Annotated in this window: 15 protein-coding genes and 1 pseudogene; 12 read left to right on the forward strand and 4 right to left on the reverse strand. The window is 46.7% G+C overall.

Annotated elements, in window-relative coordinates; genetic code table 11:
* Positions 1-177: 177 nt before the first annotated feature.
* Genes E5983_RS03680 through E5983_RS03695 form a run of 4 tightly spaced genes read right to left on the reverse strand, consistent with a single transcriptional unit; the run spans position 178 to position 4,769 of the window.
* Positions 178-1,389, reverse strand: a complete 1,212-nt coding sequence (locus tag E5983_RS03680; protein ID WP_160332565.1) for an aminoacyltransferase — start codon at positions 1,387-1,389, stop codon at positions 178-180.
* Between the two features lie 6 nt (positions 1,390-1,395).
* Positions 1,396-2,607, reverse strand: coding sequence for an aminoacyltransferase (locus E5983_RS03685; protein WP_160332566.1), 1,212 nt, complete (start codon positions 2,605-2,607; stop codon positions 1,396-1,398).
* A 42-nt stretch (positions 2,608-2,649) separates the two neighbouring features.
* Positions 2,650-3,462, reverse strand: a complete 813-nt coding sequence (yidA, locus tag E5983_RS03690; protein WP_160332567.1) for a sugar-phosphatase — start codon at positions 3,460-3,462, stop codon at positions 2,650-2,652.
* Positions 3,459-4,769 carry an HD domain-containing protein gene (locus E5983_RS03695; protein ID WP_160332568.1) on the reverse strand — a complete coding sequence of 437 codons (1,311 nt, stop codon included), beginning with the start codon at positions 4,767-4,769 and terminating at the stop codon, positions 3,459-3,461. The genes yidA and E5983_RS03695 overlap by 4 nt, the downstream gene beginning before the upstream one ends.
* A 119-nt stretch (positions 4,770-4,888) precedes the next feature.
* Here E5983_RS03695 and E5983_RS03700 point away from each other — a divergent pair, with 119 nt between their 5' ends.
* From E5983_RS03700 to ezrA, 12 genes and pseudogenes are all read left to right on the forward strand, one after another.
* Complete coding sequence (locus E5983_RS03700) at positions 4,889-5,827, forward strand: thiamine pyrophosphate-dependent dehydrogenase E1 component subunit alpha (protein WP_160332569.1); 939 nt, start codon at positions 4,889-4,891, stop codon at positions 5,825-5,827.
* The gene (locus E5983_RS03705) at positions 5,820-6,788 is read left to right on the forward strand and encodes an alpha-ketoacid dehydrogenase subunit beta (RefSeq protein ID WP_160332570.1); all 969 of its coding nucleotides are present in this window, start codon (positions 5,820-5,822) and stop codon (positions 6,786-6,788) included. Before E5983_RS03700 ends, E5983_RS03705 begins: the two co-directional genes overlap by 8 nt.
* A complete protein-coding gene (locus tag E5983_RS03710; protein ID WP_160332571.1) occupies positions 6,778-7,167 on the forward strand; it encodes a YwiB family protein in 390 nt (129 codons plus the stop codon). The genes E5983_RS03705 and E5983_RS03710 overlap by 11 nt, the downstream gene beginning before the upstream one ends.
* 294 nt (positions 7,168-7,461) lie before the next feature.
* Entirely contained in the window at positions 7,462-10,155 is a 2,694-nt protein-coding gene (locus E5983_RS03715; RefSeq protein ID WP_160332572.1) for a cation-translocating P-type ATPase, read from the forward strand.
* A 161-nt stretch (positions 10,156-10,316) separates the two neighbouring features.
* The gene (gene add, locus E5983_RS03720) at positions 10,317-11,366 is read left to right on the forward strand and encodes an adenosine deaminase (RefSeq protein ID WP_160332573.1); all 1,050 of its coding nucleotides are present in this window, start codon (positions 10,317-10,319) and stop codon (positions 11,364-11,366) included.
* A 20-nt stretch (positions 11,367-11,386) separates the two neighbouring features.
* Positions 11,387-12,482, forward strand: a protein-coding gene (gene prfB, locus E5983_RS03725; RefSeq protein WP_160332574.1) for a peptide chain release factor 2 whose coding sequence is annotated in 2 segments (ribosomal slippage) — positions 11,387-11,458 and positions 11,460-12,482 — 1,095 coding nt in all. Because the reading frame shifts where the segments join, the coding sequence is not laid out codon by codon here.
* Positions 12,483-12,591: 109 nt separating this feature from the next.
* Positions 12,592-15,042 (forward strand): exonuclease domain-containing protein, encoded by a 2,451-nt coding sequence (locus E5983_RS03730; protein WP_160332575.1) that lies wholly within the window; start codon positions 12,592-12,594, stop codon positions 15,040-15,042.
* A gap of 5 nt (positions 15,043-15,047) precedes the next feature.
* A complete protein-coding gene (locus E5983_RS03735; RefSeq protein ID WP_160332576.1) occupies positions 15,048-16,280 on the forward strand; it encodes an FtsW/RodA/SpoVE family cell cycle protein in 1,233 nt (410 codons plus the stop codon).
* Positions 16,281-16,290: 10 nt separating this feature from the next.
* Complete coding sequence (locus E5983_RS03740; RefSeq protein WP_160332577.1) at positions 16,291-16,842, forward strand: DJ-1 family glyoxalase III; 552 nt, start codon at positions 16,291-16,293, stop codon at positions 16,840-16,842.
* Positions 16,843-16,923: 81 nt separating this feature from the next.
* Positions 16,924-17,464 (forward strand): annotated as a pseudogene (locus E5983_RS03745) (HAD-IA family hydrolase).
* Positions 17,457-19,406, forward strand: coding sequence for a DNA topoisomerase (ATP-hydrolyzing) subunit B (gene gyrB, locus E5983_RS03750; protein WP_160332578.1), 1,950 nt, complete (start codon positions 17,457-17,459; stop codon positions 19,404-19,406). Before E5983_RS03745 ends, gyrB begins: the two are co-directional and overlap by 8 nt.
* A gap of 89 nt (positions 19,407-19,495) precedes the next feature.
* A complete protein-coding gene (ezrA, locus tag E5983_RS03755; RefSeq protein ID WP_160332579.1) occupies positions 19,496-21,223 on the forward strand; it encodes a septation ring formation regulator EzrA in 1,728 nt (575 codons plus the stop codon).
* Positions 21,224-21,415: the final 192 nt, after the last annotated feature.

A 21,415-nucleotide genomic window follows, 5' to 3' on the forward strand; every position in this document is an offset into this window, starting at 1 on the left:
TTGAATTCCGAGTAATTTTTGAGTAACATAGTCCATATGAAGCAATTCCTATTCTGATGTTTTTTTTTCACTTATCAGTTTACTAGGAATTGCTTTTTTTTGCACTCTGAATTACAAAAAAAGTTGCATGGAGAGCAAGCTTTCCACACAACTTATTATAGAACCGCTATATTAGGCTTAGCGGCCAATGATTTTTTTGAGACCTTGAAGGAGTTTGGCTTTTAGCGGAGAAGGGAAGTAGGTAAAGGTACCGACTTTTTGGCTGATAGAGCCATTAAAGTTTTGTTTAAAGCGGAGGACACCGTCGCTTCCATCAAATTCCCCCATAATTCCCAAGAGATTGTAGTGGCGGATACCTCGCTTCATTGCCTCTTTCATGACATACTCTTGTAGCAAGGCCGGTGCATAAAATTTGTTAAATTCCGAATAGGATCCGGAAAAGAGGTAAACAGCTTCCTCTGGCATATAGAGGAAGAGGGAGGCGGCCAATAAGACATCTTCATCGCCATATTTTGCGACTAAGTCTTTAGCTTCAGTTAAGCGTACCTGGAAGGTTTCCAGCTGTGCATTGAATTCCCGTAATTGGTTGTCCCGCTTGGTGCTGGGTGGTCTTTCTTCCAATTTAGCAATTTTTTGAGCCAGAGCTTGGTGTCCCTTTTGAATTTCCTGAGTATATTCTTGGAAATTTAGGAAGGCAGCCATAAATTCTGCTCGTTGGCCAAAACTGTCAAAGAAAGCTTCGTAGTAGGCTAGGTCCTTGTCTGAGAATTCCCGTCGGCTAGAGGTGGCTTCGGTTACCTCTTTGAAGAGGGGAAGTTCTGCTCTGCTGAGTGGCCGTAGTTTAATGCCAAAAGTATTGGCTTTTTTCACCAGGGCCTTGCCATTTTTCGTAAAGGAGTTTAGGAGAGACTTTTGGTCTAAACCAGTCAGGTCTTTTAAGTAAACCCAGTTAGGGGCAGAAGCAGTGTAGCCGGTCTGGAAACCTTGGAATTGGAAGCCTAGGTCCTGCAACAAGTCCAACTCGAGAGTGTTTTGGGGACCAGTGGGCTGGCCGTTGCTGTCATGGTCCTGGTAGGAAACATCCGGGAAGACAAGGAGTTCCAAGGCTCCCTTTTGTTTGGCATAGTTTTGAAGTTCTTGGTAGAAGATTTTAAGGCCGGAAGTATCAAAGACGAGTGGACCCAGGGTGATTTCCATGTGGAGACCACCGGTCATGGGCATGCTCTGGAGCATAGTTGCGACCAAGATGCGATTGTTCTCTTTATAGGCTAAGAATTCGACGGTGTAGCCTCTTTTTTCCAGTAGGCTGGCCATTTCTGGGCTCTGCATGTAGGATTGTTTCTCTACATGGAGTTGTTCAAATTCTTGTAGGGTAATTGTTTCTAACATGAAGGTTTATTTCCTTAATTTTTTTCGGAAGGCCAAGGCTGCTTGTGCCAGTGGATAGAGCGGGCTGGTGGCTAAGTCAAATTCTCCCACAAATTCTTCAATCACAGGATTGAGGTTTTTCTTGAAGTTGAATAGTCCGCCATCGAGCTTGTTCTCCACACCTCCCATATTTTGCCAGCTTTTGCCACGATTGAAACTGTGTAGGGCTGTTTCATACCAGGTTAGGATTGGAGCTTGGTAACGGGTAAAATCACTATTCATACCGGCATAGATGTTTTCTGCGGTGGGACCATATTCTAAGGTTAGGGTGGCTGCAAGTGCTACCTTGGAGCCATACTTTTCCTGCATTTCTGCTAAAAAGCTTAATTCGGTTTGTAGTCTTTCCTGCTCTTTTTGATTTTGCTCGACTTTGTTTGTACGGGTTTGGTCGGTAAAGCTGTTGGCTTCTGCTTGTAAGTTTTGAAGTTCAGCTTGTAAGCTTTGAATCCGTTGGTCCAGATCCAGCAGGGCCATGGTGATAAAACTATCATCGCCATAGGTGGCTAATAGTTTTTGGTAGTAGTCTTTACCACGTAAGGAGATTTGTTTACGATCCTCGGTTTGTTTCATGAGTTCCGCAAAGGCGTCCAGTAGCTCCTCTCTTCCGAACACAATTTCAATTCCCTTGTTACGGGCTGTCCGAATATTTTGGCGGGCCCGTTTGGATAATTGCTTCTCATCGAAATACTCCTGGTAGAGGTTGGCATGGAAGCGAGGTTGGATCGTCTCATCCAGTTGTTCCGTTGGTCCCAGCCATTTAGCTCCTGCTTGTTGGAGCTGCTGGATGGCTGTTTGGGTGAGGGGATCCTGCTCCACACTTCCGTCTGGAAGGGTTTTACTGAGGAAGAGGCTAGGGTCAAATTTGGCTAAGATAGCCCGATGTTTTTTGGCCCGCTCTTTAAGGGTTTGCATAACATAGTTGACCAATTCTTGGTCCTGATAGTCCATGATGGGCCCGCGAGGGATGTAGAGCATGGTTAGTCCCAGTGGTAGGGGACGGATGAGAATGAGGGCTGCAGCCAGGATTTCCTTTTCTTGGTTGCGGACTAGTAGTCGTTCGCTTTTCCAGTTATTTTTAATGGTGGCCCAGGAGCTACTTTGGAGAAGGTTTGCCTGAGGGTGGTGGCTGACAAAGTGATCAAAGTCTGCAACTGGAGCATCGATTTGGTAGTGGTACATGGGCCGGGCCCTCCTTTCATAAAGGTGTGGATTGTTCGCGGTTTAGTCGTTTAGGACCCATGTTTTAAGGGCATAGGCGACGCCGGATTCTTGATTGGATTTGGTAATGTGTTTGGCGATTTTTTTGACCTTGGGATTGCCGTTTTCCATTACAACGGGGTGGTCAACGACTTCCAGCATGGCTAGGTCATTTTCCTCGTCCCCGATGGCCATGGCTTGCGCCATTGTGAGGCCAAGCTCTTGAGCCAATTGTTGGATGGCTCGCCCTTTATTGGCACTTTTCTTTAGAATTTCTAAATAAAAAGGTGTTGATTTAACAATGGTGAAGCGCTCATAGAATTCCGCTGGCAACTTGGCGATGGCGGCGTCTAGGATCTCAGGTTCGTCAATATACATGGTTTTAATGATTTCCTTGTCGGCCATCTCTTCAGGTGTCCGATAGAAAATTGGCATATTGACCAGCTGGGATTCATGGACAGTATATTTGCCGATATTGCGGTTGGCTGTGAAAATCCCCTCCTTGGTGATGGAGTGCATGTGAACGCCCAGCAGGCGAGAATAGTATTCAATATCCAGGTAATCTTGGTAGGACAGGATGTCCTTGACTAGCTCTTGGCCAGTCGCTGCATCCTGAACTAGGGCTCCATTGAAGGTAATCACATAGTGGCCTGGTTTATTTAATTCCAATTCCTCGAGCAGGTGGTAGACCCCAGCAACTGGGCGACCGGTCGCAATCACGACTTGAACCCCAAACTGACTAGCCTCACGCACGGCTGCTTTCACCTCGGGTGTGATTTTCTTATCAGGTGTTAGGAGGGTGCCATCGATATCAACAGCCACTAATTTTATCGTCATAGTTTCGGTTCTCCATAAATAAAGCTATCATTTTGAATATAAGATTGAAAGGTTTTTCCTTGAAAGGAAAAGAGATCGTTTTCGCCCAACATTTCCTTAGGGAAGTAAAAGCGATGGTCTCCGTAGCGGGTCCCGGTTAGGGCCTTGACCAAGGGAGATAGGCTAGATAGTTCCCGCAGACTCCCGTCTTTTTGAACGATTTCAATTTGTGTCTTGAACCGCTCTTCAGCAGGACGGTAGATGTCATAAGGTAAATCGAAATTCCGGTGGATGGCTGTATAATAGGCGGGATCAAACCCAACCTCTTGAACCAGGGAACGCAGAATCTCCAAGTGGTCCTCATCTTCTTTTTCAAAGAGGATGGACTTAAAGACACGACGGTTAATTACCCGTTGAGCCAAATCCGCAAGGATCCGGTCAGGACTTAGCATCCAGGATTGGAAATAGGTGGTCAAGACCCCGTCATCTAAAGCTAGATAATCCTTGAGACTGACCTCTTCTTGGAAGAAAGGCAGCAGGAGGGGAGACGAGTGGGCAAAATAATCCCGGTGTTCGGAGAAGATTTTGCGAGCCCGCTCCAACAGTTTATGCAGGAGCACTTCCATGGCGCGTGTGGCTGGATGGAAGTAAATTTGCATGTACATCTGGAAACGGCTGACAATATAGTCCTCCACTGCATGGAGACCATTGCGTTGAAAGGCAATCCCGGTGGGGATGGGTCGCATTACCCGCAGAATACGGGTCAGGTCAAACTCTCCATAATGGGTTCCAGTAAAATAAGAATCCCGTAGTAGATAATCCATCCGGTCAACATCAATTTGACTGGAAATTAGTTGGACGACCTGAGGATTGGAGTAGCTGTGGTCAATCACACTAGCTACTTTCTCAGGGAAGTCCGGTGCTACTTGTAGCAGAATCTGGTGGACCTGACTTTCGGGATCCAAAATAATGCGTTGGGTCATCAGCTCATGATCCGTATGGAAAAGCCCCTCAAAAGTATGCGAATAGGCTCCGTGCCCCACATCATGTAGCAAGGCTGCCGTCATGGTCAAGAGATTTTCCCTAGAATCCCAAATATCTGGATAGGATTCGGAAAAGTTCTGGGTCACCTGTCGGGCCAGTTCATAGGCGCCAAGACAGTGTGAAAAACGGCTATGTTCGCCCCCGTGAAAGGTAAAACTGGACGTCCCCAGTTGTTTGATCCGACGTAGCCGCTGAAACTCTCTGCTGTTTATCAGTTGGTAAATAAGGGGATGGTTGACATGAATGTAGTTGTGAACCGGATCCCGAAAAACCTTTTCAATCATAGCAACATTTTACCATAAAAACAAGGATTCCCCTAATTTCAACCTGACTGAGAATCTCTATTTGGGAAACGATTTTGTTTTTGATAGAATAGGGGTAAGAAAACGAAAAAGAGGAAGCTATGTCAAAAAAATGGACACCGGAAAGGATTCTTTCCTGGTATGAGACGATGGTGCGCATTCGTCAGTTTGAGAATATCCTCGATGATTACAATAGCCAAGGAAAGGTTTATGGGACAACTCACCTCTACAATGGTGAGGAGGCGATTGCAACAGCTATTTTGTCCCTAGCAGATCCTGCTGATCTGGTTCTGTCGACTCACCGGAACCATGGTCACGCGATTGCTAAGGGTCTTTCTACCAAGGCTATGTATGCGGAAATTTTTGGCCGCCAGTCGGGGACCAATCGGGGGCGGGCTGGCTCCATGCAAATTTCAGATTTTTCCAAAGGTTTTATTGGTGGGAATGGCATCGTTGGTGGGAATTTTCCCATTGCTCTTGGTCTAGCCAAGGCCCTTCAGATGGATCAGAAAGACCAGGTTGTTTTGTGTTTTTCTGGTGACGGAGCAACTAATGAGGGAACCTTTCATGAGAGTCTCAATCTAGCTAGTGTTTGGAAGTTGCCTGTTTTATTTATTATTGAAAACAATCAATATGCCATGTCTTCTTATACAGATCACATGACAGCTGGCGATATTGTCACCCGCGGTCATAATTATGGCATGAAAAGTTTGAAAGTGAATGGGCAGGATATTTTTGCGGTGGCTGAGGCTTTTGCCCAGGCCCGCCAAGCCTTGAAAGAGGGACCGGTGCTGATGGAGGTCACGACCTACCGCTTCCGAGGGCATTCGCGTTCGGATAAGGAAGACTACCGCACCAAGGATGAATACCTGAATTACCAGGATCCAATTGTAGCCTTACGAGGCTTTATTCTTAGTGAAGGTTACCGAACCCAGGATGAATTGGCCTTTACGGAAGAATCCATTTACCAAACGTTGACGAAAGAAGCTGCGGAAGCTTTTGCTAGCCCAGCTGCAGAGTACGAGGTTGAACATGGATAAAGAAAGACAGTTAAGCTTTCTGGAAGCAGTTAGAGAAGCACAAGAACAAATTTTGGAGCAGGATCCCAGGGTCTACGTTCTCGGTGAGGATGTTGGTGTTTATGGCGGTAGTTTTGGAGCTACCAAGGGTTTGATTGAAAAATTTCCAGACCGAATCCTAGAAACTCCCATTTCAGAAGCCGCTATTACCGGAGTAGCCATGGGATCAGCCATTCTTGGCAAACGTCCCATTCTGGAAATTCAGTTTTCGGATTTTTTGACAGTAGCTATGGATCAGTTGGTCAACCAAATTGCAAAAATTGCCTACGTCTCCTGTGGAACCATGACAGCACCTGTGGTTATTCGTGCGGCCTCTGGTAGTGGGACGGGTGCCGGAACCCAGCACTCTCAAAGTCTAGAGTCCTGGTTTGCTCATATTCCGGGCCTACAAGTCGTGATGCCCAGTAATGCTTATGACGCCAAGGGCGTCCTTATGGCTGCCGTAGCCAGCCCCCATCCGATTTTGGTTTTGGAACCCAAGTCCTTGTATAAAACAGTGGGAATAGTTCCGGAAGTTCCCTATCAAGTGGAGCTTGGCAAGGCCAAGGTCTTACAAAAGGGAGCTGACTTGACCATTATCGCCCTAGGAGCCATGGTGCCGCTGGTTCAAGAAGTCTTAGCAGAGCTTCCCTACCAGGTTACGCTGGTAGATCCAGTTACGGTTAGCCCTCTAGATCGTTGCGGTTTGCTGGAAGCGGCCCAGGAGTCAGATAAGACCCTGATTGTGACGGAGAGCTATGGAGATTTTGGGGTAGCCGCAGAAATCATGGCCTCCCTCGTGGAACGGGGCTACCGCGGTCAGCTCCGACGTCTGACCAGCCTGTTTAGCCCAATCCCGGCCGCCCAGAGTTTGGAACAGCAAGTTCGGCCAACCGCCGAAAAAATTCGTCAAGTGATAGAGGAGCTTTGCAGTGAAAATTGAGATAACAAATTACATTCAGATTGGGGACCAACATGAAGTGGTCCACCAAACCTATGAAGCGGAACAGCGAAAAAAAGGAGAATTCACCTACTTTCTGTACCAGAACGAAGAAAGTGAAAAAGTTGTGCTCAAGTTTAAAGAAGACGAGTTGGTCATGACCCGGTTTAGCCAGCCCCAATCCATCATGCGTTTTGTGGATCAAAAGCAGGTTCCTGTGGGAATTCACACGCCGATGGGCTTGCAACAGTTTATCAGCCAGACCGATCACTTCCAGTTGGATCTGGAGAAACAGAGCCTGGCTATGGTTTACCAACTCCTAACAGCAGATGGGACAGCTGTTTTTGCTAGCTATGACTTTCGTCTGGTGTGGGGCTTGTAATACTCTTTCTATTTTTCTTAAAGGATCCTTAGCTTCGACTTGTTTAACTCTAGTTATGTCTGTGTCTCGCTGCTAATTGGAAGTGGTATCACACAATAAGTGTTCCTTTCCCAACTTGCATTTTAGGAGAATATTTGATACAATGCTATCGATATCAAGGGAGTAGCTAACGGTTCCAACCGTGACAAGGTCGTCAATCCGAAAGAAATTTCCGGCCTTGGATGAAATAGCGAGACTTGTTCAAAAAAACAAGTCTCTTTTTGTTGCCAAAAAGAGACTGGAAAGAGGAGAATTTTGTCAAAAGAACAAAAACGAGTAGCCTTCTTTACCAAGAGTCCCGAGGAAACACTGGATCTCGTTGACTCCAAGTTAGAAGGGCTGTCAACGGCACAGGCCCAAGAGCGGCTCGCGCAATTTGGGGCCAATGAATTGGATGAAGGGAAGAAAAAGACCCTCCTTCAAAAATTCCTGGAGCAATTTAAGGATTTGATGATTATCATTCTTTTGATTGCAGCAGTCCTCTCTGTTGTAACATCCGGGGGTGAGGATATTGCCGATGCCTTGATTATCTTGGCCGTAGTTGTGATCAACGCCTTATTTGGGGTTTACCAAGAAGGTAAGGCAGAAGAAGCAATTGAAGCCTTGAAGAATATGTCGACACCAGCTGCGCGTGTTTTGCGTGACGGCAATGTCACAGAGATTTCTTCCAAAGAATTGGTACCAGGGGACATTGTCTTGCTGGAAGCTGGAGATGTGGTTCCAGCTGATATGCGGTTATTAGAAGCCAATTCGTTGAAAATTGAAGAGGCGGCTCTGACAGGTGAATCCGTTCCAGTCGAAAAGGATCTGGCTGCTAGCCTAGCAGAAGATGCCGGAATCGGAGATCGGGTCAACATGGCTTTCCAAAACTCCAATGTGACCTATGGTCGCGGAATGGGGGTTGTTGTCCATACAGGGATGTATACCGAAGTGGGACACATTGCCGGCATGTTGCAAAATGCAGATGAAACAGCCACACCATTGAAGGAAAATCTCAATCAGTTGTCGAAATTCCTCACCTTTGCGATTTTGGGAATTGCAGCGGTGACCTTCGTTGTGGGTGTTGTCTTCCGTGGTCAACCTTGGTTAGAAGGTTTGATGACAGCGGTAGCCTTGGCCGTGGCGGCGATTCCGGAAGGTTTGCCAGCCATCGTAACGATTGTCCTGGCCTTGGGAACTCAGGTTTTGGCTAAACGTAATGCCATTGTTCGGAACTTGCCTGCGGTTGAAACGCTTGGATCTACAGAAATTATTGCCAGTGACAAGACTGGTACCTTGACCATGAACAAGATGACGGTCGAGAAAGTCTTCTATGATGGTGTCCTACATGATGCCAAAGATGAGCTAGCACTAGGTTTGGATTTACCCGTTCTTCGCTCTGTGGTCTTGGCCAATGATACCAAAATGGATGCAGAAGGCAACCTGATTGGCGATCCGACGGAAACAGCCTTTATCCAATATGCCTTGGATAAGAACTTGGATGTGACAGCCTATTTGGAAAAATTCCCTCGGGTTGCTGAGTTGCCATTTGATTCAGATCGGAAACTCATGTCAACGGTTCATCCCTTGGAAGATGGTCGTTTCCTAGTAGCTGTTAAAGGGGCACCGGATCAACTGTTGAAACGTTGTGTCAGTCGTGACAAGGCTGGGGAAATAGCTCCAATTGATGAAGCAACCAGCCAACTGATTGCCCAAAACAACTCAGCCATGGCCAAAGAAGCCTTGCGTGTTTTGGCAGGTGCCTATAAGATTATTGATGCGATTCCAGCAGAGTTGACGTCTGAAAATCTTGAAAGCGACTTGATCTTCACTGGTTTGATTGGAATGATCGACCCTGAACGTGCGGAAGCAGCAGAAGCAGTTCGGGTTGCCAAGGAAGCGGGTATCCGTCCAATCATGATTACAGGGGACCATCAAGATACAGCTGAAGCTATTGCCAAGCGTTTGGGAATTATTGATCCTACGGATACAGAAGACCACGTTCTGACAGGAGCTGAGCTCAATGAACTGTCAGATGCCGAATTTGAAAAAGTGGTTGGTCAGTATTCGGTTTATGCACGTGTATCTCCAGAGCATAAGGTACGGATTGTAAAAGCTTGGCAAAACCAAGGTAAGGTTGTTGCGATGACAGGTGACGGGGTGAATGATGCCCCTGCTCTGAAAACAGCGGATATCGGGATTGGTATGGGAATTACCGGTACAGAAGTTTCCAAGGGAGCTTCTGATATGGTCCTAGCGGATGATAACTTCGCAACCATTATTGTTGCGGTTGAAGAGGGACGGAAGGTCTTCTCCAATATCCAGAAAACCATTCAATACCTCCTATCTGCCAACACTGCAGAAGTTTTGACCATTTTCTTGGCCACCCTCTTTGGATGGGATGTCTTGGAACCTGTTCACCTCTTGTGGATTAACCTAGTAACCGATACCTTCCCAGCCATCGCTCTTGGGGTTGAACCTGCAGAACCAGGTGTGATGCAGCACAAACCGCGTGGCCGTAATTCGAGCTTCTTCTCCGGTGGTGTCTTGAGCTCGATTATCTATCAGGGTATCCTCCAAGGACTTTTGGTCTTGGCTGTTTACTGGTATGCCATTCAAAATCCAGTCCATGCTGGATCCGAGGCGATTCATGCTGATGCCTTGACCATGGCCTTTGCAACACTTGGATTGATTCAATTGGTCCATGCCTTTAACGTGAAGTCGGTTTACCAATCCGTCTTTACAGTTGGTCCTTTCAAATCCAAGACCTTTAACTGGTCCATCGTTGTTTCCTTTGTCCTCTTGGCGTCGACTATTGTTGTTAAGCCTTTGGAAAAAATCTTCCATGTAACCGAGCTTAACTTGGAACAATGGACAGTTGTAATCATCGGAAGTATTCTGATGTTGGTGATTGTTGAAGTGGTCAAATGGATCCAACGCAGGATGGGACTGGATAAAAACGCTATTTAAGCTCAAACCTGTTCGGGAAAAACGAATGTAAAGAGGAGAGTTGAGGTCTTTTGGACCTGATTCCTCCTCTTTTTACGCTTTTAGAGGGATAAAATTATAAAATGGTTGACGAATTCCGAAGAATAGAGTATCATAGGAAAAATTTATGAAGGAGAGTAATCATGACAAACCCCCTCTACCAATTGCCTAAAGTGGAACTGCACTGCCATTTAGATGGATCGGTGGATCTCCATGCCCTTAGTCAGCTCTATCACTTGGCTGGCCTTCGCAAAAGCCAGGAAGATTTGCTAAAAGAAGCGGTGGCTCCAGAGAATTGTTTGAACTTAACGGAGTATTTGCGGTGTTTCCCGGTCACAACCCAAGTTTTGGCATCTGAAAAAGCCTTGATGATTGCGGTGTTGAGTCTGGCCAAACAGGCTGTGGCAGAGGGGGTTCGGTATTTGGAAATCCGTTTTTCTCCAGATTTTATTCAGACACCGACCTTTTCGATGGAGCAGGTCTTGCAGGCTACGATTGAGGGGCTGGAGTTGGCTCAAGCTGTTTACCCAATCCGTTTAGGCTTAATTCTGTGTATGATGCGGGGGCGGTCGGAAGCGGTCAATCGTCAAGTGCTGCGCTTGGCAGAGAAGTATCTGGGTCGGGGTGTGGTCGCCTTGGATGTAGCTGGCGATGAGAGTAAATATCCCATGCCCTTGTTCAAGGATCTCTTTTTTGAAGCTCGGGCTGCGGGGATTCCTTTTACAGCACATGCCGGGGAGACAGGGAATCTGGACAATGTTCTTTGGGCAGTGGATTACGGAGCGCAGCGAATTGGTCATGGAATTGCCTTGATGAAGGATCTATCCCAGGCAGCGGACTTGAAGTCGGCGGGCATCTTATTGGAAATGTGTCCAATTTCCAATTTGCAAACAGGGGCTTCCGTGTCCTGGGCAACTTATCCTTTTGCGATTTTCCGCGAGACAGGTCTACCGGTGAGTATCAACACTGATAATCGAACCGTTTCTTCTAGTAGTTTGACCCAGGAATTTGGGATTTTGAATGATCAGGTTGATTCTCTAACAGTTGGAGATGTTTACCAGATTACCCGGGATAGTGCCCAAGCAGCCTTTTTGCCGGAAGCTGATAAGTTAGCCTTGCTGCAAGAGTTGGATCAGGCCTATCAGGCCTTTGACTTAAAGGCTCCTATAAGTGAAGAAAATATGCTAGAATGAAAGAAACTAAAGGAGGAACTATGGACAACGCAGAAATCCGGCAGCGTTTGGCTGCCAACCGTGAAAAAATAACATCATTTAGGGGGTCTCTTTGACTTAGAGGCTTTGGAAGAAGAGATTGCGCAACTGGAGCACCAGATGACCCATCCTGATTTTTGGAATGACAATCAGGCGGCCCAGAAGGTATCCCAGGAATTGAATGAGAAGAAGCAAACCTATGAAAACTTCCACCATATGGAGGAGCTAGCGGATGAGTCTGAGCTTTTGTTTGAATGGCTAGTGGAAGATGAGAGTTTGGCGGATGAGTTGTTTGAGAAGTTGGCGGAGTTGGAGCAAGGGATGACTCAGTATGAGATGACCTTACTCTTGTCAGAGCCTTATGACCACAACAATGCGATTCTCGAAATCCATCCCGGTTCAGGGGGGACAGAAGCCCAGGATTGGGGTGATATGCTCTTGCGTATGTACACCCGTTTCGGCAATGCCAATGGTTTTAAGGTTGAGACTCTAGATTATCAAGCTGGGGATGAGGCGGGTATCAAGAGTGTGACCCTATCCTTTGAAGGGCCGAATGCCTATGGTCTGCTCAAATCGGAAATGGGAGTTCACCGTCTGGTTCGGATTTCGCCTTTTGATTCCGCCAAGCGCCGCCATACCTCCTTTACTTCAGTTGAGGTAATGCCGGAGTTGGATGATACCATTGAGATTGAAATTCGGGATGATGAAATTAAAATGGACACCTTCCGTTCTGGAGGAGCCGGTGGACAAAACGTCAATAAGGTATCGACCGGGGTGCGGTTAACCCACCTCCCAACTGGAATTGTGACCCAGTCGACGGTCGATCGGACCCAGTATGGCAACCGGGATCGGGCCATGAAACTCTTGCAGGCGAAACTCTATCAGTTGGAGCAAGAGAAAAAGGCAGCCGAAGTGGATGCCCTCAAGGGAGACAAGAAAGAAATTACCTGGGGTAGCCAAATCCGCTCCTATGTCTTTACTCCTTACACCATGGTTAAAGACCACCGGACTGGTTACGAAGTCGCTCAAGTGGATAAGATCATGGACGGAGACTTGAACGGCTTTATGGATGCCTACCTCAAGTGGCGGATTCAATAGATAATCACAGTGGAAGTCTTATCGGGAGAAACCGTTTCTCGATCTGACTTCCTTTTTTCAATACAATCTAGGAACCGTCCTATGATATAATTTAGACAGTATGAAAAGGATGAATCAGAAGTACGCCATTGTGGACATTGAAGCCACCAATCCGGGGAATCAAGCTAAGATTATCCAGGTGGGGATTGTCCTCTTGGAAAATGGTGAAATCGTACAAAGTTACCAGACGGATGTGAATCCCCAGGAGGCTTTGGATCAGCGCATTATTGATTTAACAGGTATTACAGACCAACAATTAGTCCAGGCGCCACTGTTTAGCCAGGTAGCAGGAGTTATCTATGACCTACTAGAGGATGCCGTTTTTGTGGCCCACAATGTGGCTTTTGATGCCAATCTGTTGGCCGAGGCCCTCTTTTGGGAAGGTTATGAATTACGGACGCCACGAGTGGATACGGTGGAATTGGCGCAAGTTTGCTTCCCCCGTCTTCAGAATTATTCCTTGGGATCCTTGTGTCAGGAATTGGGAATTCCTTTAGAGAATGCCCATACGGCCTTGGCAGACGCCCAGGCCACCGCAGCCTTGCTCCAGATTTTGATGGAGCGGATTCAAGAACTGCCCAAGGGACTAGTGGAGCAGCTTTGGAAAAAATCAGACGCCTTACTTTATGAAACGGGCTTGATTTTTCAAGATTGTTTGAGTCAGATGTCGGACCAAGGGGACTCCAGTTTCTTGGTGGAACACGGGCTTTATCTACGCAAGCCCAAAACCTCTGTTAATCAGGTGATTGGCCTGGGTCCTTGGCAGCAACAGTTTCAGGAGCTTGGACTGGAGCCCCGTCCGGCTCAGGCAGACCTAGCTCAACACATCCAGCAAACCAAGGGACAAAAGGGAGTTTCCGTACTTCAAGCCGAGGTGGGCAGTGGGAAAACTTGGGCCTACCTCCTGACCTTGATTGAGGAGCTGGATCAGGGAGGGCGTCTGGTGGTCTCTGTACCAACAAAACTCCTGATGCAGCAACTTCTAGAGCAAGAGGGGACAGTTCTGGCTCAGAGGTTTGGTCTCCAGATGCGAGCGGTCAAAAGTCCTCGGAATTTCTTGAGTCTGGATGCCCTGTGGACCTACCTGCAAAAAGCGGATTGGCGCAAACGATCCATTGGTCGCTTCCTGATGCAATTGTTGGTTTGGCTGGCTGAAACAGAGACAGGGGATTTGGATGAGCTTGGCCAGGCCTATCGGTTAGAGCATATCTTGAAGGATCTTCGCCATTCGGGCCAAGTGGAGGCTGCTAGTCTCTTTCCGATCCTCGACTTTTGGCGGCGTCTGGAAAGGCAGCTGGCTGAGGTACCGCTTTTGGTTACCAACCATGCCTATTTGCCGACACTCCTAAAATATTATCCGACCTTGTTTAAGGATGCTTACCTAGTTTTAGATGAGGCCCAATCTTTGTTCCGTGGCCTGGAAGAAGCTAATCAAGTAAAGCTGTCCTATTCGGATCTGGAGCAGAAATTGCAAGCAGTTTTGGCGGCTGAAAAAGTTCCCAAGCGTTTGCGACTGTTACAGGAGCTGCAAGTTGAATTGGACATTTGGAAAGTTCAACAGCCCAGTCCGGACTATTTGGAATTGGATAAGTCGGCCCTGGAAAAAATCCAAAGCCTGCTTCACCGGCTGGGTCCAGCTCAGCTACCGGATTTATTTCGGTTTTTCCTGGAAGAGCAGGGTGATTTCTATATTCGCGGACACAAACATCAGGAAGAATTAGTGGTTGTTAGCGGGGACTATTTCCAGTTGGGACAAGGGTTTGAAGCCTGTCAACATAGTTATTTAATCTCTGCGAGTTTGGATCTGGCCTTGGCTGAAACGATGCTCCAGTTGGCTGGAATTGAGGCAGTTGATATAGCTTCTTTTACTGGTTCTAAGCTTGGACGCCAGCTGGTTTTGACGAGTCCTGATTTTCCCGATGTGAGCCTGATGAATTTTTCAGCCTATACCAATTTTGTAGGCGCATGGATTGAAAAATTGTCTGCTCTAGGCCGTCCCATCATGGTTGTTTTTAGTGCGCGAGAGTTGTTGAATCGCGTTGCGGGAACCTTGTCTGTTCCGTATTTGGCCCAGCTAGAAGGCCAGGATCAACAAGTTCTGCGCAAGCGTTTTGAAAGGGGAGATCAGCAGGTATTACTAGCTCTGGGTTCCTTCTGGGAAGGTGTGGATTTAAAGGACTTGGATCAGGTCATTCAGCTGATTGTCCGTCTGCCCTTTGCCAATCCAAAAAATATCTTGGTTGACAAGGTAGCTCGATCGGTTGAAACTTTGGGTCTCAATTCTTTTACGGATTTTGTTTTACCCTTGGCAGGCCAGCGATTGCAACAGATAACAGGGCGTCTCAGGAGACGGGAAGACCAGATTTCCGCTGTTTTGATTTTGGATGGACGTTTGGTTGGAAAGAGCTATGGGACTGTTTTGCAAGAGGAGTTGGCTAAGGGGACTGATTTCCTAATTCGACCACAGGAGCTCATTCCCCATGAAATTACAGATTTTTTTGAACGTTATGAAGAAAGTTGAGGTCCATGTTTAGAGAACCCCTAAAGATTGATGCACGTATTGATTACAGCATCTTACTGTGTGTTTTTTCCTTGCTGGCCATTGGTCTGGCAGCTCTGTATGTAGCCCTTAGTCATGATTATCCCCAGGTTGCCTGGTCCATGCTCCTCCAGCAAGGGGCCTGGATTTTACTGGGTCTGGCCATTGGCTTTGTGACCATGTTTTTCTCCCGCTCCTTTCTTTGGAAGATGACTCCTTTTTTGTATGTCCTGGGTCTGGGTTTGATGGTTCTGCCCCTGATTTATTTTAATCCTAACCTAGTAGCTTCGACTGGGGCTAAAAACTGGGTTTCGATTAATGGTATGACCCTTTTTCAACCGTCGGAATTTATGAAGATCCCCTATATTCTGATGTTGGCTCAGATTACGGATTGGTTGCACAAGCGGCAGTTAGGGGAGGAGCGGACGCTTTGGTTTGATTTGAAAATTATCGGAACCCTCAGCTTGGCAACTCTGCCTGTGTTTGTGTTATTGGGGCTGCAACATGACTTAGGGACCGCCATGGTCTATCTAGCGATCTTCGCAGGTATGGTCTTGATTGCCAATGTTTCCTGGAGAATCATTTTGCCAGTATCAGCCCTGTTTCTGACTTTGATGGGGGGCTTTGTGGCCCTATTGTCGCAGGACTATGGGCGATCTCTATTTCGCCAGTTGGGGATGCCGACCTACCAGATTAACCGAATTTTAGCCTGGCTCAATCCCTTTGATTTTGCGCAAACCATGACCTTCCAGCAAGCCCAAGGGCAGATTGCGATTGGTAGCGGGGGTCTGACAGGTCAGGGCTACAATGTCTCCAATCTCCAAATTCCGGTGCGGGAGAGTGATATGATTTTTACGGTCATTGCGGAGGATTTTGGTTTGGTTGGCGGCTTGGTCTTGCTGTTGATTTATTTGCTGTTGATTACGCGGATGGTGGCCATTACCATTCGCTCGCGGAGTCCCTTTTACACCTATGTTGCGGCAGGCTATATCTTCATGCTCCTGTTTCATATTTTTGAAAACATTGGAGCGGTGACGGGAATTTTGCCGCTGACCGGAATTCCCCTCCCCTTTATTTCCCAGGGAGGGTCCTCGATTATTTCCAACTTGATTGGGATTGGTTTGATCCTTTCAATCGCCTATCAGAATCATTTGCGCGATGAAGAAGAAGGCCGTGTACGGCCAAAAAGAAGAAAAGTTGTCTTACGACAAACCTTATAAGGAGGCTAGAATGAAAAAAATTGCTGTGCTATTTGCAGATGGGTTTGAGGAAATTGAAGCCCTAACCGTTGTTGATGTTTTACGCCGGGCCGACTTTGATTGCCAAATGATTGGCTTGGAAGCGCAAACAACGGGTTCTCACGGCATCACCGTGAAGATGGACCAGGTCTGGAGTCCAGACCTGCCTCTGTTTGACTTGGTTGTCCTTCCTGGCGGAATGCCGGGGGCGAAAAACCTCAGAGATCATGAGCAACTCATGGCCTGGGTCAGTCGAACAGAAGCTAGTGGTCATTTGGTGGCGGCGATTTGCGCCGCTCCGATCGCTCTAGAAAAAGCCGGATTACTGGATAACCGGACCTATACTAGCTATGATGGCTTTGACCAGCAAATTCAAGCAGGTCAGTATAAAAAGGAAACCGTTGTCCAAGATGGGCGCGTGATTACCAGTCGGGGTCCAGCTTCGGCCTTGGCCTTCGCCTATGCCTTGGTAGATGCCCTGGGTGGTGATAGTCAAGGGCTCCGTCAGGCTATGCTGTATAGCGATCTTTTTGAAGGAAATTAAAGCAACCATTAGCCCTAGGAAAGCCCTTCTAAGGGCTTTTTTAGGCTGGCTGACTCCTCTAAAATATGGTATAATGAAGCAATGCAATTTCAGAGTTTTATTTGGGATTTGGGAGGGACCTTGTTGGACAATTATGTTTCCTCCAGCCAAGCTGGCTGATATCTATACCAGTCTCAAGGAGGCAACAGATGTTGCTGTTCTTCGGTATGCCACGGGTATTCCCGATTTCCGTCGTAAATATCGCTTGGAAGAAGCCAAAGAACTGACGCGGCCGGTTCTATTTCCAGGAATCCCTCAGCTGTTGGAGACGCTTCAGATAGCTGGAGCTCAGCACTTTTTAGTCTCACATCGAGATCAACAAGTTATAGAAATTTTACAAGCAACAGGTATTTTGTCCTATTTCACAGAAGTTGTGACATCGGATCAAGGCTTTGCACGGAAACCGAGTCCAGAGGCCTTTCTTTATTTGAAAGACAAGTATGGTTTAGATAAGACTCTGGTTATTGGAGATCGGCCGATGGATATGATTGCAGGTCAGAATGCGGGGATGGCGACCTATCTGTTTGATAGTGCTTCCCAGTTGGCGGAGTTTATAAAAAGAGTGGAGGAGTCAGATGTTTGACGCCAAAGATAAAAAACAGAATGCCCAGGAGTATGATGCTAGTCAGATCCAGGTCCTAGAGGGGTTAGAAGCCGTTCGGATGCGGCCTGGTATGTATATTGGTTCTACGTCCAAGGAAGGGCTGCACCACCTGGTTTGGGAAATTGTCGATAATTCCATCGATGAGGCCCTAGCTGGTTTTGCCAAGCATGTACAAGTATTTATTGAACCTGATGACTCCATTACCGTTATTGACGATGGTCGGGGGATCCCAGTTGATATTCAGGAAAAAACCGGCCGTCCTGCGGTGGAGACGGTTTTTACCGTTTTGCATGCAGGTGGAAAGTTTGGCGGCGGCGGTTACAAGGTTTCCGGAGGTCTCCACGGGGTGGGATCTTCTGTTGTTAATGCTCTGTCGACCCAATTGGATGTGAAGGTCTACAAGAATGGTCAGGTTTACTACCAGGAGTACAAACGTGGGGTTGTTGTAGCGGATTTGAAGGTGATTGACCAGACCGATCGAACTGGGACAACGGTTCATTTTACACCTGATCCAGAAATTTTCACTGAAACCATTGTTTATGATTTTGATAAATTAAATAAGCGAATCCAGGAATTGGCCTTCTTGAATCGTGGCTTGGCGATCTCGCTTGAGGACAAGCGGGAGGGGCAAGAGCAGCGCAAGGATTATCTCTACGAGGGTGGAATTGCGAGTTATGTGTCTTATATCAACGAGAATAAGGATCTGTTATTTGAAGAGCCTATCTATACGGAAGGTGAGCTGGATGGGATTACCGTTGAGGTGGCCATGCAGTACACGGGTGGCTTCCACAGTACCTTGATGAGTTTTGCCAATAATATTCATACGCATGAGGGGGGAACCCATGAACAGGGCTTCCGGACGGCTTTGACCCGGGTTATCAATGACTATGCGAAGAAGAATAAGATTCTCAAGGAAAAGGATGAAAATCTGACGGGTGATGATGTTCGGGAAGGCTTGACGGCGGTTATTTCCGTTAAGCATCCAAATCCGCAATTTGAGGGGCAAACCAAAACCAAATTGGGGAATAGTGAGGTTGTGAAAATCACCAATCGTCTGTTTGCAGAGGCGTTTACAACCTTCCTCCTCGAGAATCCCCAAATTGCCAAGCGGATTGTTGAAAAAGGAATCCTGGCGTCTAAGGCGCGGATTGCGGCCAAACGGGCTCGCGAGGTAACGCGTAAAAAATCTGGTCTGGAGATTTCCAACCTGCCTGGAAAATTGGCCGATTGTTCTTCCAATGATCCTGAACAAACCGAGCTGTTTATTGTTGAGGGAGATTCTGCGGGTGGTTCCGCCAAGTCTGGCCGTAACCGGGAATTCCAAGCGATTTTGCCGATTCGGGGGAAAATCCTCAATGTTGAAAAAGCGAGCATGGATAAAATTTTGGCCAATGAGGAAATCCGTTCCCTTTTTACAGCTATGGGAACAGGCTTTGCAGATGATTTTGAAGTGGCCAAGGCCCGTTACCACAAGTTAGTCATTATGACAGATGCGGACGTGGATGGGGCCCATATCCGGACCCTATTGTTGACCTTGATTTACCGTTATATGCGTCCCGTTTTGGAAGCTGGCTACGTCTACATCGCACAGCCACCTATCTACGGAGTCAAGGTTGGCAGTGAAATTAAGGAATATATCCAACCTGGTCCCAATCAGGAGCAGGAGCTGCAGGCAGCCTTGGAACGTTATGGGACTGGTCGTTCAAAACCGACTGTTCAACGGTATAAAGGATTAGGGGAAATGGATGACCATCAATTGTGGGAAACAACCATGAATCCTGAGCATCGGTTGATGGCACGGGTTTCTGTTGATGATGCCGCTGAGGCTGATCGGGTCTTTGATATGCTGATGGGAGACCGGGTTGAGCCACGCCGAGAGTTTATTGAAGCCAATGCGGTTTATTCAACTTTGGATGTATAAAGAAATTAGTGGATTTCTAGGATTTTCGAGTCAATCTATGGTATAATCAGTTTTGTTTGTTTACAAGTATTAAATTTAAGGAGTATGGGATGTCTAGTGGGTTGATTATACTGGTCATTGTAATCGTTGTATTATTAATCGTGGCCTATATTGTGGCCATTTTGCTGCGGAAGAGGAATGATACCCTCCTGGCCAAATTAGAAGAAAGAAAAACAGAGCTCTTTAATTTACCAGTCAACGAGGATATGGAGCGTGTGAAAAACATGCACTTGATTGGTCAGAGTCAGGTTAATTTCCGGGAATGGAACCAGAAGTGGATGGATATTTCCCTCAATTCTTTTGCGGCCATTGAAACTGACTTATTTGAAGCAGAGGCTTATAACAATTCTTTCCGTTTTTTGAAAACCAATCAGACCATTGGTAGTATTGAAAGCCAATTGAATTTAGTCTCCGAAGATGTGCAAGCGATTCGGCAAGCCGTTCTAGAATTGGAGCAGCAGGAGGCAGAAAATAGTGGCCGAGTGCTTCATGCCTTGGATCTGTTTGAAAAATTACAAGAGACCATTGATAAAAACGAGGAGCAATATGGCCAAGCGCTTCCAGAAATTCGGACCCAGATGGAACACATCGAGTCAGAATTTAGTCGCTTTGTGAAATTAAATTCATCGGGTGACCCTGTTGAAGCTGCAGAAGTTTTGGATAAAACGGAAAATTATATCATCGCACTTTCGCAAATCGTTGAAGGAGTTCCGGCTCTGGTTGAACAGTTGGAAAACAATCTACCAGACCAATTGGAAGATTTGGAAACCGGTTATCGGAAGCTTTTGGAAGAGGATTACCATTTCCAAGAGACCGATATCGAAGCCCGCTTCCAGCAGTTGCACTCGCGTTTGCAAAAAAATGGCGCCAACCTCAAATCCTTGGAATTGGATAATACCCAGTTTGAAAATGAGATGATCCAGGAAGACATTGATGGTCTCTATGCCATTTTCACCAAGGAAATGGATGCCAAGACGGAAGTTGATAAGTTGATTCAAAGCCTACCAAACTACCTTCGTCATACGCAATCCAACAACCAAAATCTCATGGATGAGGCAGAACGTTTGTCTCGGCACTACATTGTGAAGGAATCTGGCATTCGTCAAATCCAAGAGTTGCAAAGTGAATTGATTGCTATGGAAAAACTCGTTATGAGTCGGGTTGATGAGAGCCAGCATGCGGATGAAATTCCATTTTCACAAGTTTTGGAAGAGCTGGAAGATAGCCGGGAACGTTTGGAAAAAATTGAAGATGTGCAAATAGAGTTGGGTGATAGCTTGGCGCAAATTGAAAAAGATGACAGCACTGCTCGTCAGAAAGTCAGCATTGCTGTTAATAAATTGCATACCATCAAGCGTTACATGGAAAAACGCAAGCTACCAGGGATTCCTCAATCCTTCCTAAGCTTGTTCTTTACAGCCAGTCATAACGCTGAAGATCTGCTAAATGAACTAGACAATGAGCGCGTAGATGTCGAATCTGTTAATCGCTTATTGGAAATTTTGAACCAAGATATGGTGGAATTGGAAGCTGAAGCCTACACAATCGTGGGCAATGCAACCTTGACCGAGCAACTCTTGCAGTATTCAAACCGTTACCGTTCTTTCGACGAGAATGTTCAAGCGGCTTTCCAAGCCTCTTTGCAGATTTTTGAAGAAGAGTTTGACTATCAAGCTTCCTTCCAACGGATTTCAGAAGCCTTGGAAACAGTGGAGCCAGGTGTAACCGATCGTTTTGTCAAGTCATATGAGAAAACACGGGAAAAAATCTTATTTTAATAGTTAAATTTGGGCTGGGGCAAGTGTCCCGGCCTTTTTCGGCTCTTTGTCAAGTTGTGTGGAATCCCTGAAAACTGACAGTTTTAGGCTTTTATTATTTAGCTTTTTAATAAGGGTGTTGAGATGGTTTTAACGTCAATCCGAATCCGGCTTCTTTCGAATTTCTATGAGATGCTTTCCCTGTGGTGGGGG

Source organism: Streptococcus danieliae (assembly GCF_009767945.1).
Classification (GTDB): domain Bacteria; phylum Bacillota; class Bacilli; order Lactobacillales; family Streptococcaceae; genus Streptococcus; species Streptococcus danieliae.

Excerpts from the sequence above, each read along its gene's own strand:
- E5983_RS03730 (WP_160332575.1), top strand. The coding sequence starts at position 12,592 with ATGAATCAGAAGTACGCCATTGTGGACATTGAAGCCACCAATCCGGGG.
- gyrB (WP_160332578.1), top strand. The coding sequence starts at position 17,457 with ATGTTTGACGCCAAAGATAAAAAACAGAATGCCCAGGAGTATGATGCT.
- E5983_RS03685 (WP_160332566.1), bottom strand. The coding sequence starts at position 2,607 with ATGTACCACTACCAAATCGATGCTCCAGTTGCAGACTTTGATCACTTT.
- E5983_RS03695 (WP_160332568.1), bottom strand. The coding sequence starts at position 4,769 with ATGATTGAAAAGGTTTTTCGGGATCCGGTTCACAACTACATTCATGTC.
- E5983_RS03680 (WP_160332565.1), bottom strand. The coding sequence starts at position 1,389 with ATGTTAGAAACAATTACCCTACAAGAATTTGAACAACTCCATGTAGAG.
- add (WP_160332573.1), top strand. The coding sequence starts at position 10,317 with ATGACAAACCCCCTCTACCAATTGCCTAAAGTGGAACTGCACTGCCAT.
- E5983_RS03735 (WP_160332576.1), top strand. The coding sequence starts at position 15,048 with ATGTTTAGAGAACCCCTAAAGATTGATGCACGTATTGATTACAGCATC.
- yidA (WP_160332567.1), bottom strand. The coding sequence starts at position 3,462 with ATGACGATAAAATTAGTGGCTGTTGATATCGATGGCACCCTCCTAACA.
- E5983_RS03705 (WP_160332570.1), top strand. The coding sequence starts at position 5,820 with ATGGATAAAGAAAGACAGTTAAGCTTTCTGGAAGCAGTTAGAGAAGCA.
- E5983_RS03700 (WP_160332569.1), top strand. The coding sequence starts at position 4,889 with ATGTCAAAAAAATGGACACCGGAAAGGATTCTTTCCTGGTATGAGACG.
- E5983_RS03740 (WP_160332577.1), top strand. The coding sequence starts at position 16,291 with ATGAAAAAAATTGCTGTGCTATTTGCAGATGGGTTTGAGGAAATTGAA.
- ezrA (WP_160332579.1), top strand. The coding sequence starts at position 19,496 with ATGTCTAGTGGGTTGATTATACTGGTCATTGTAATCGTTGTATTATTA.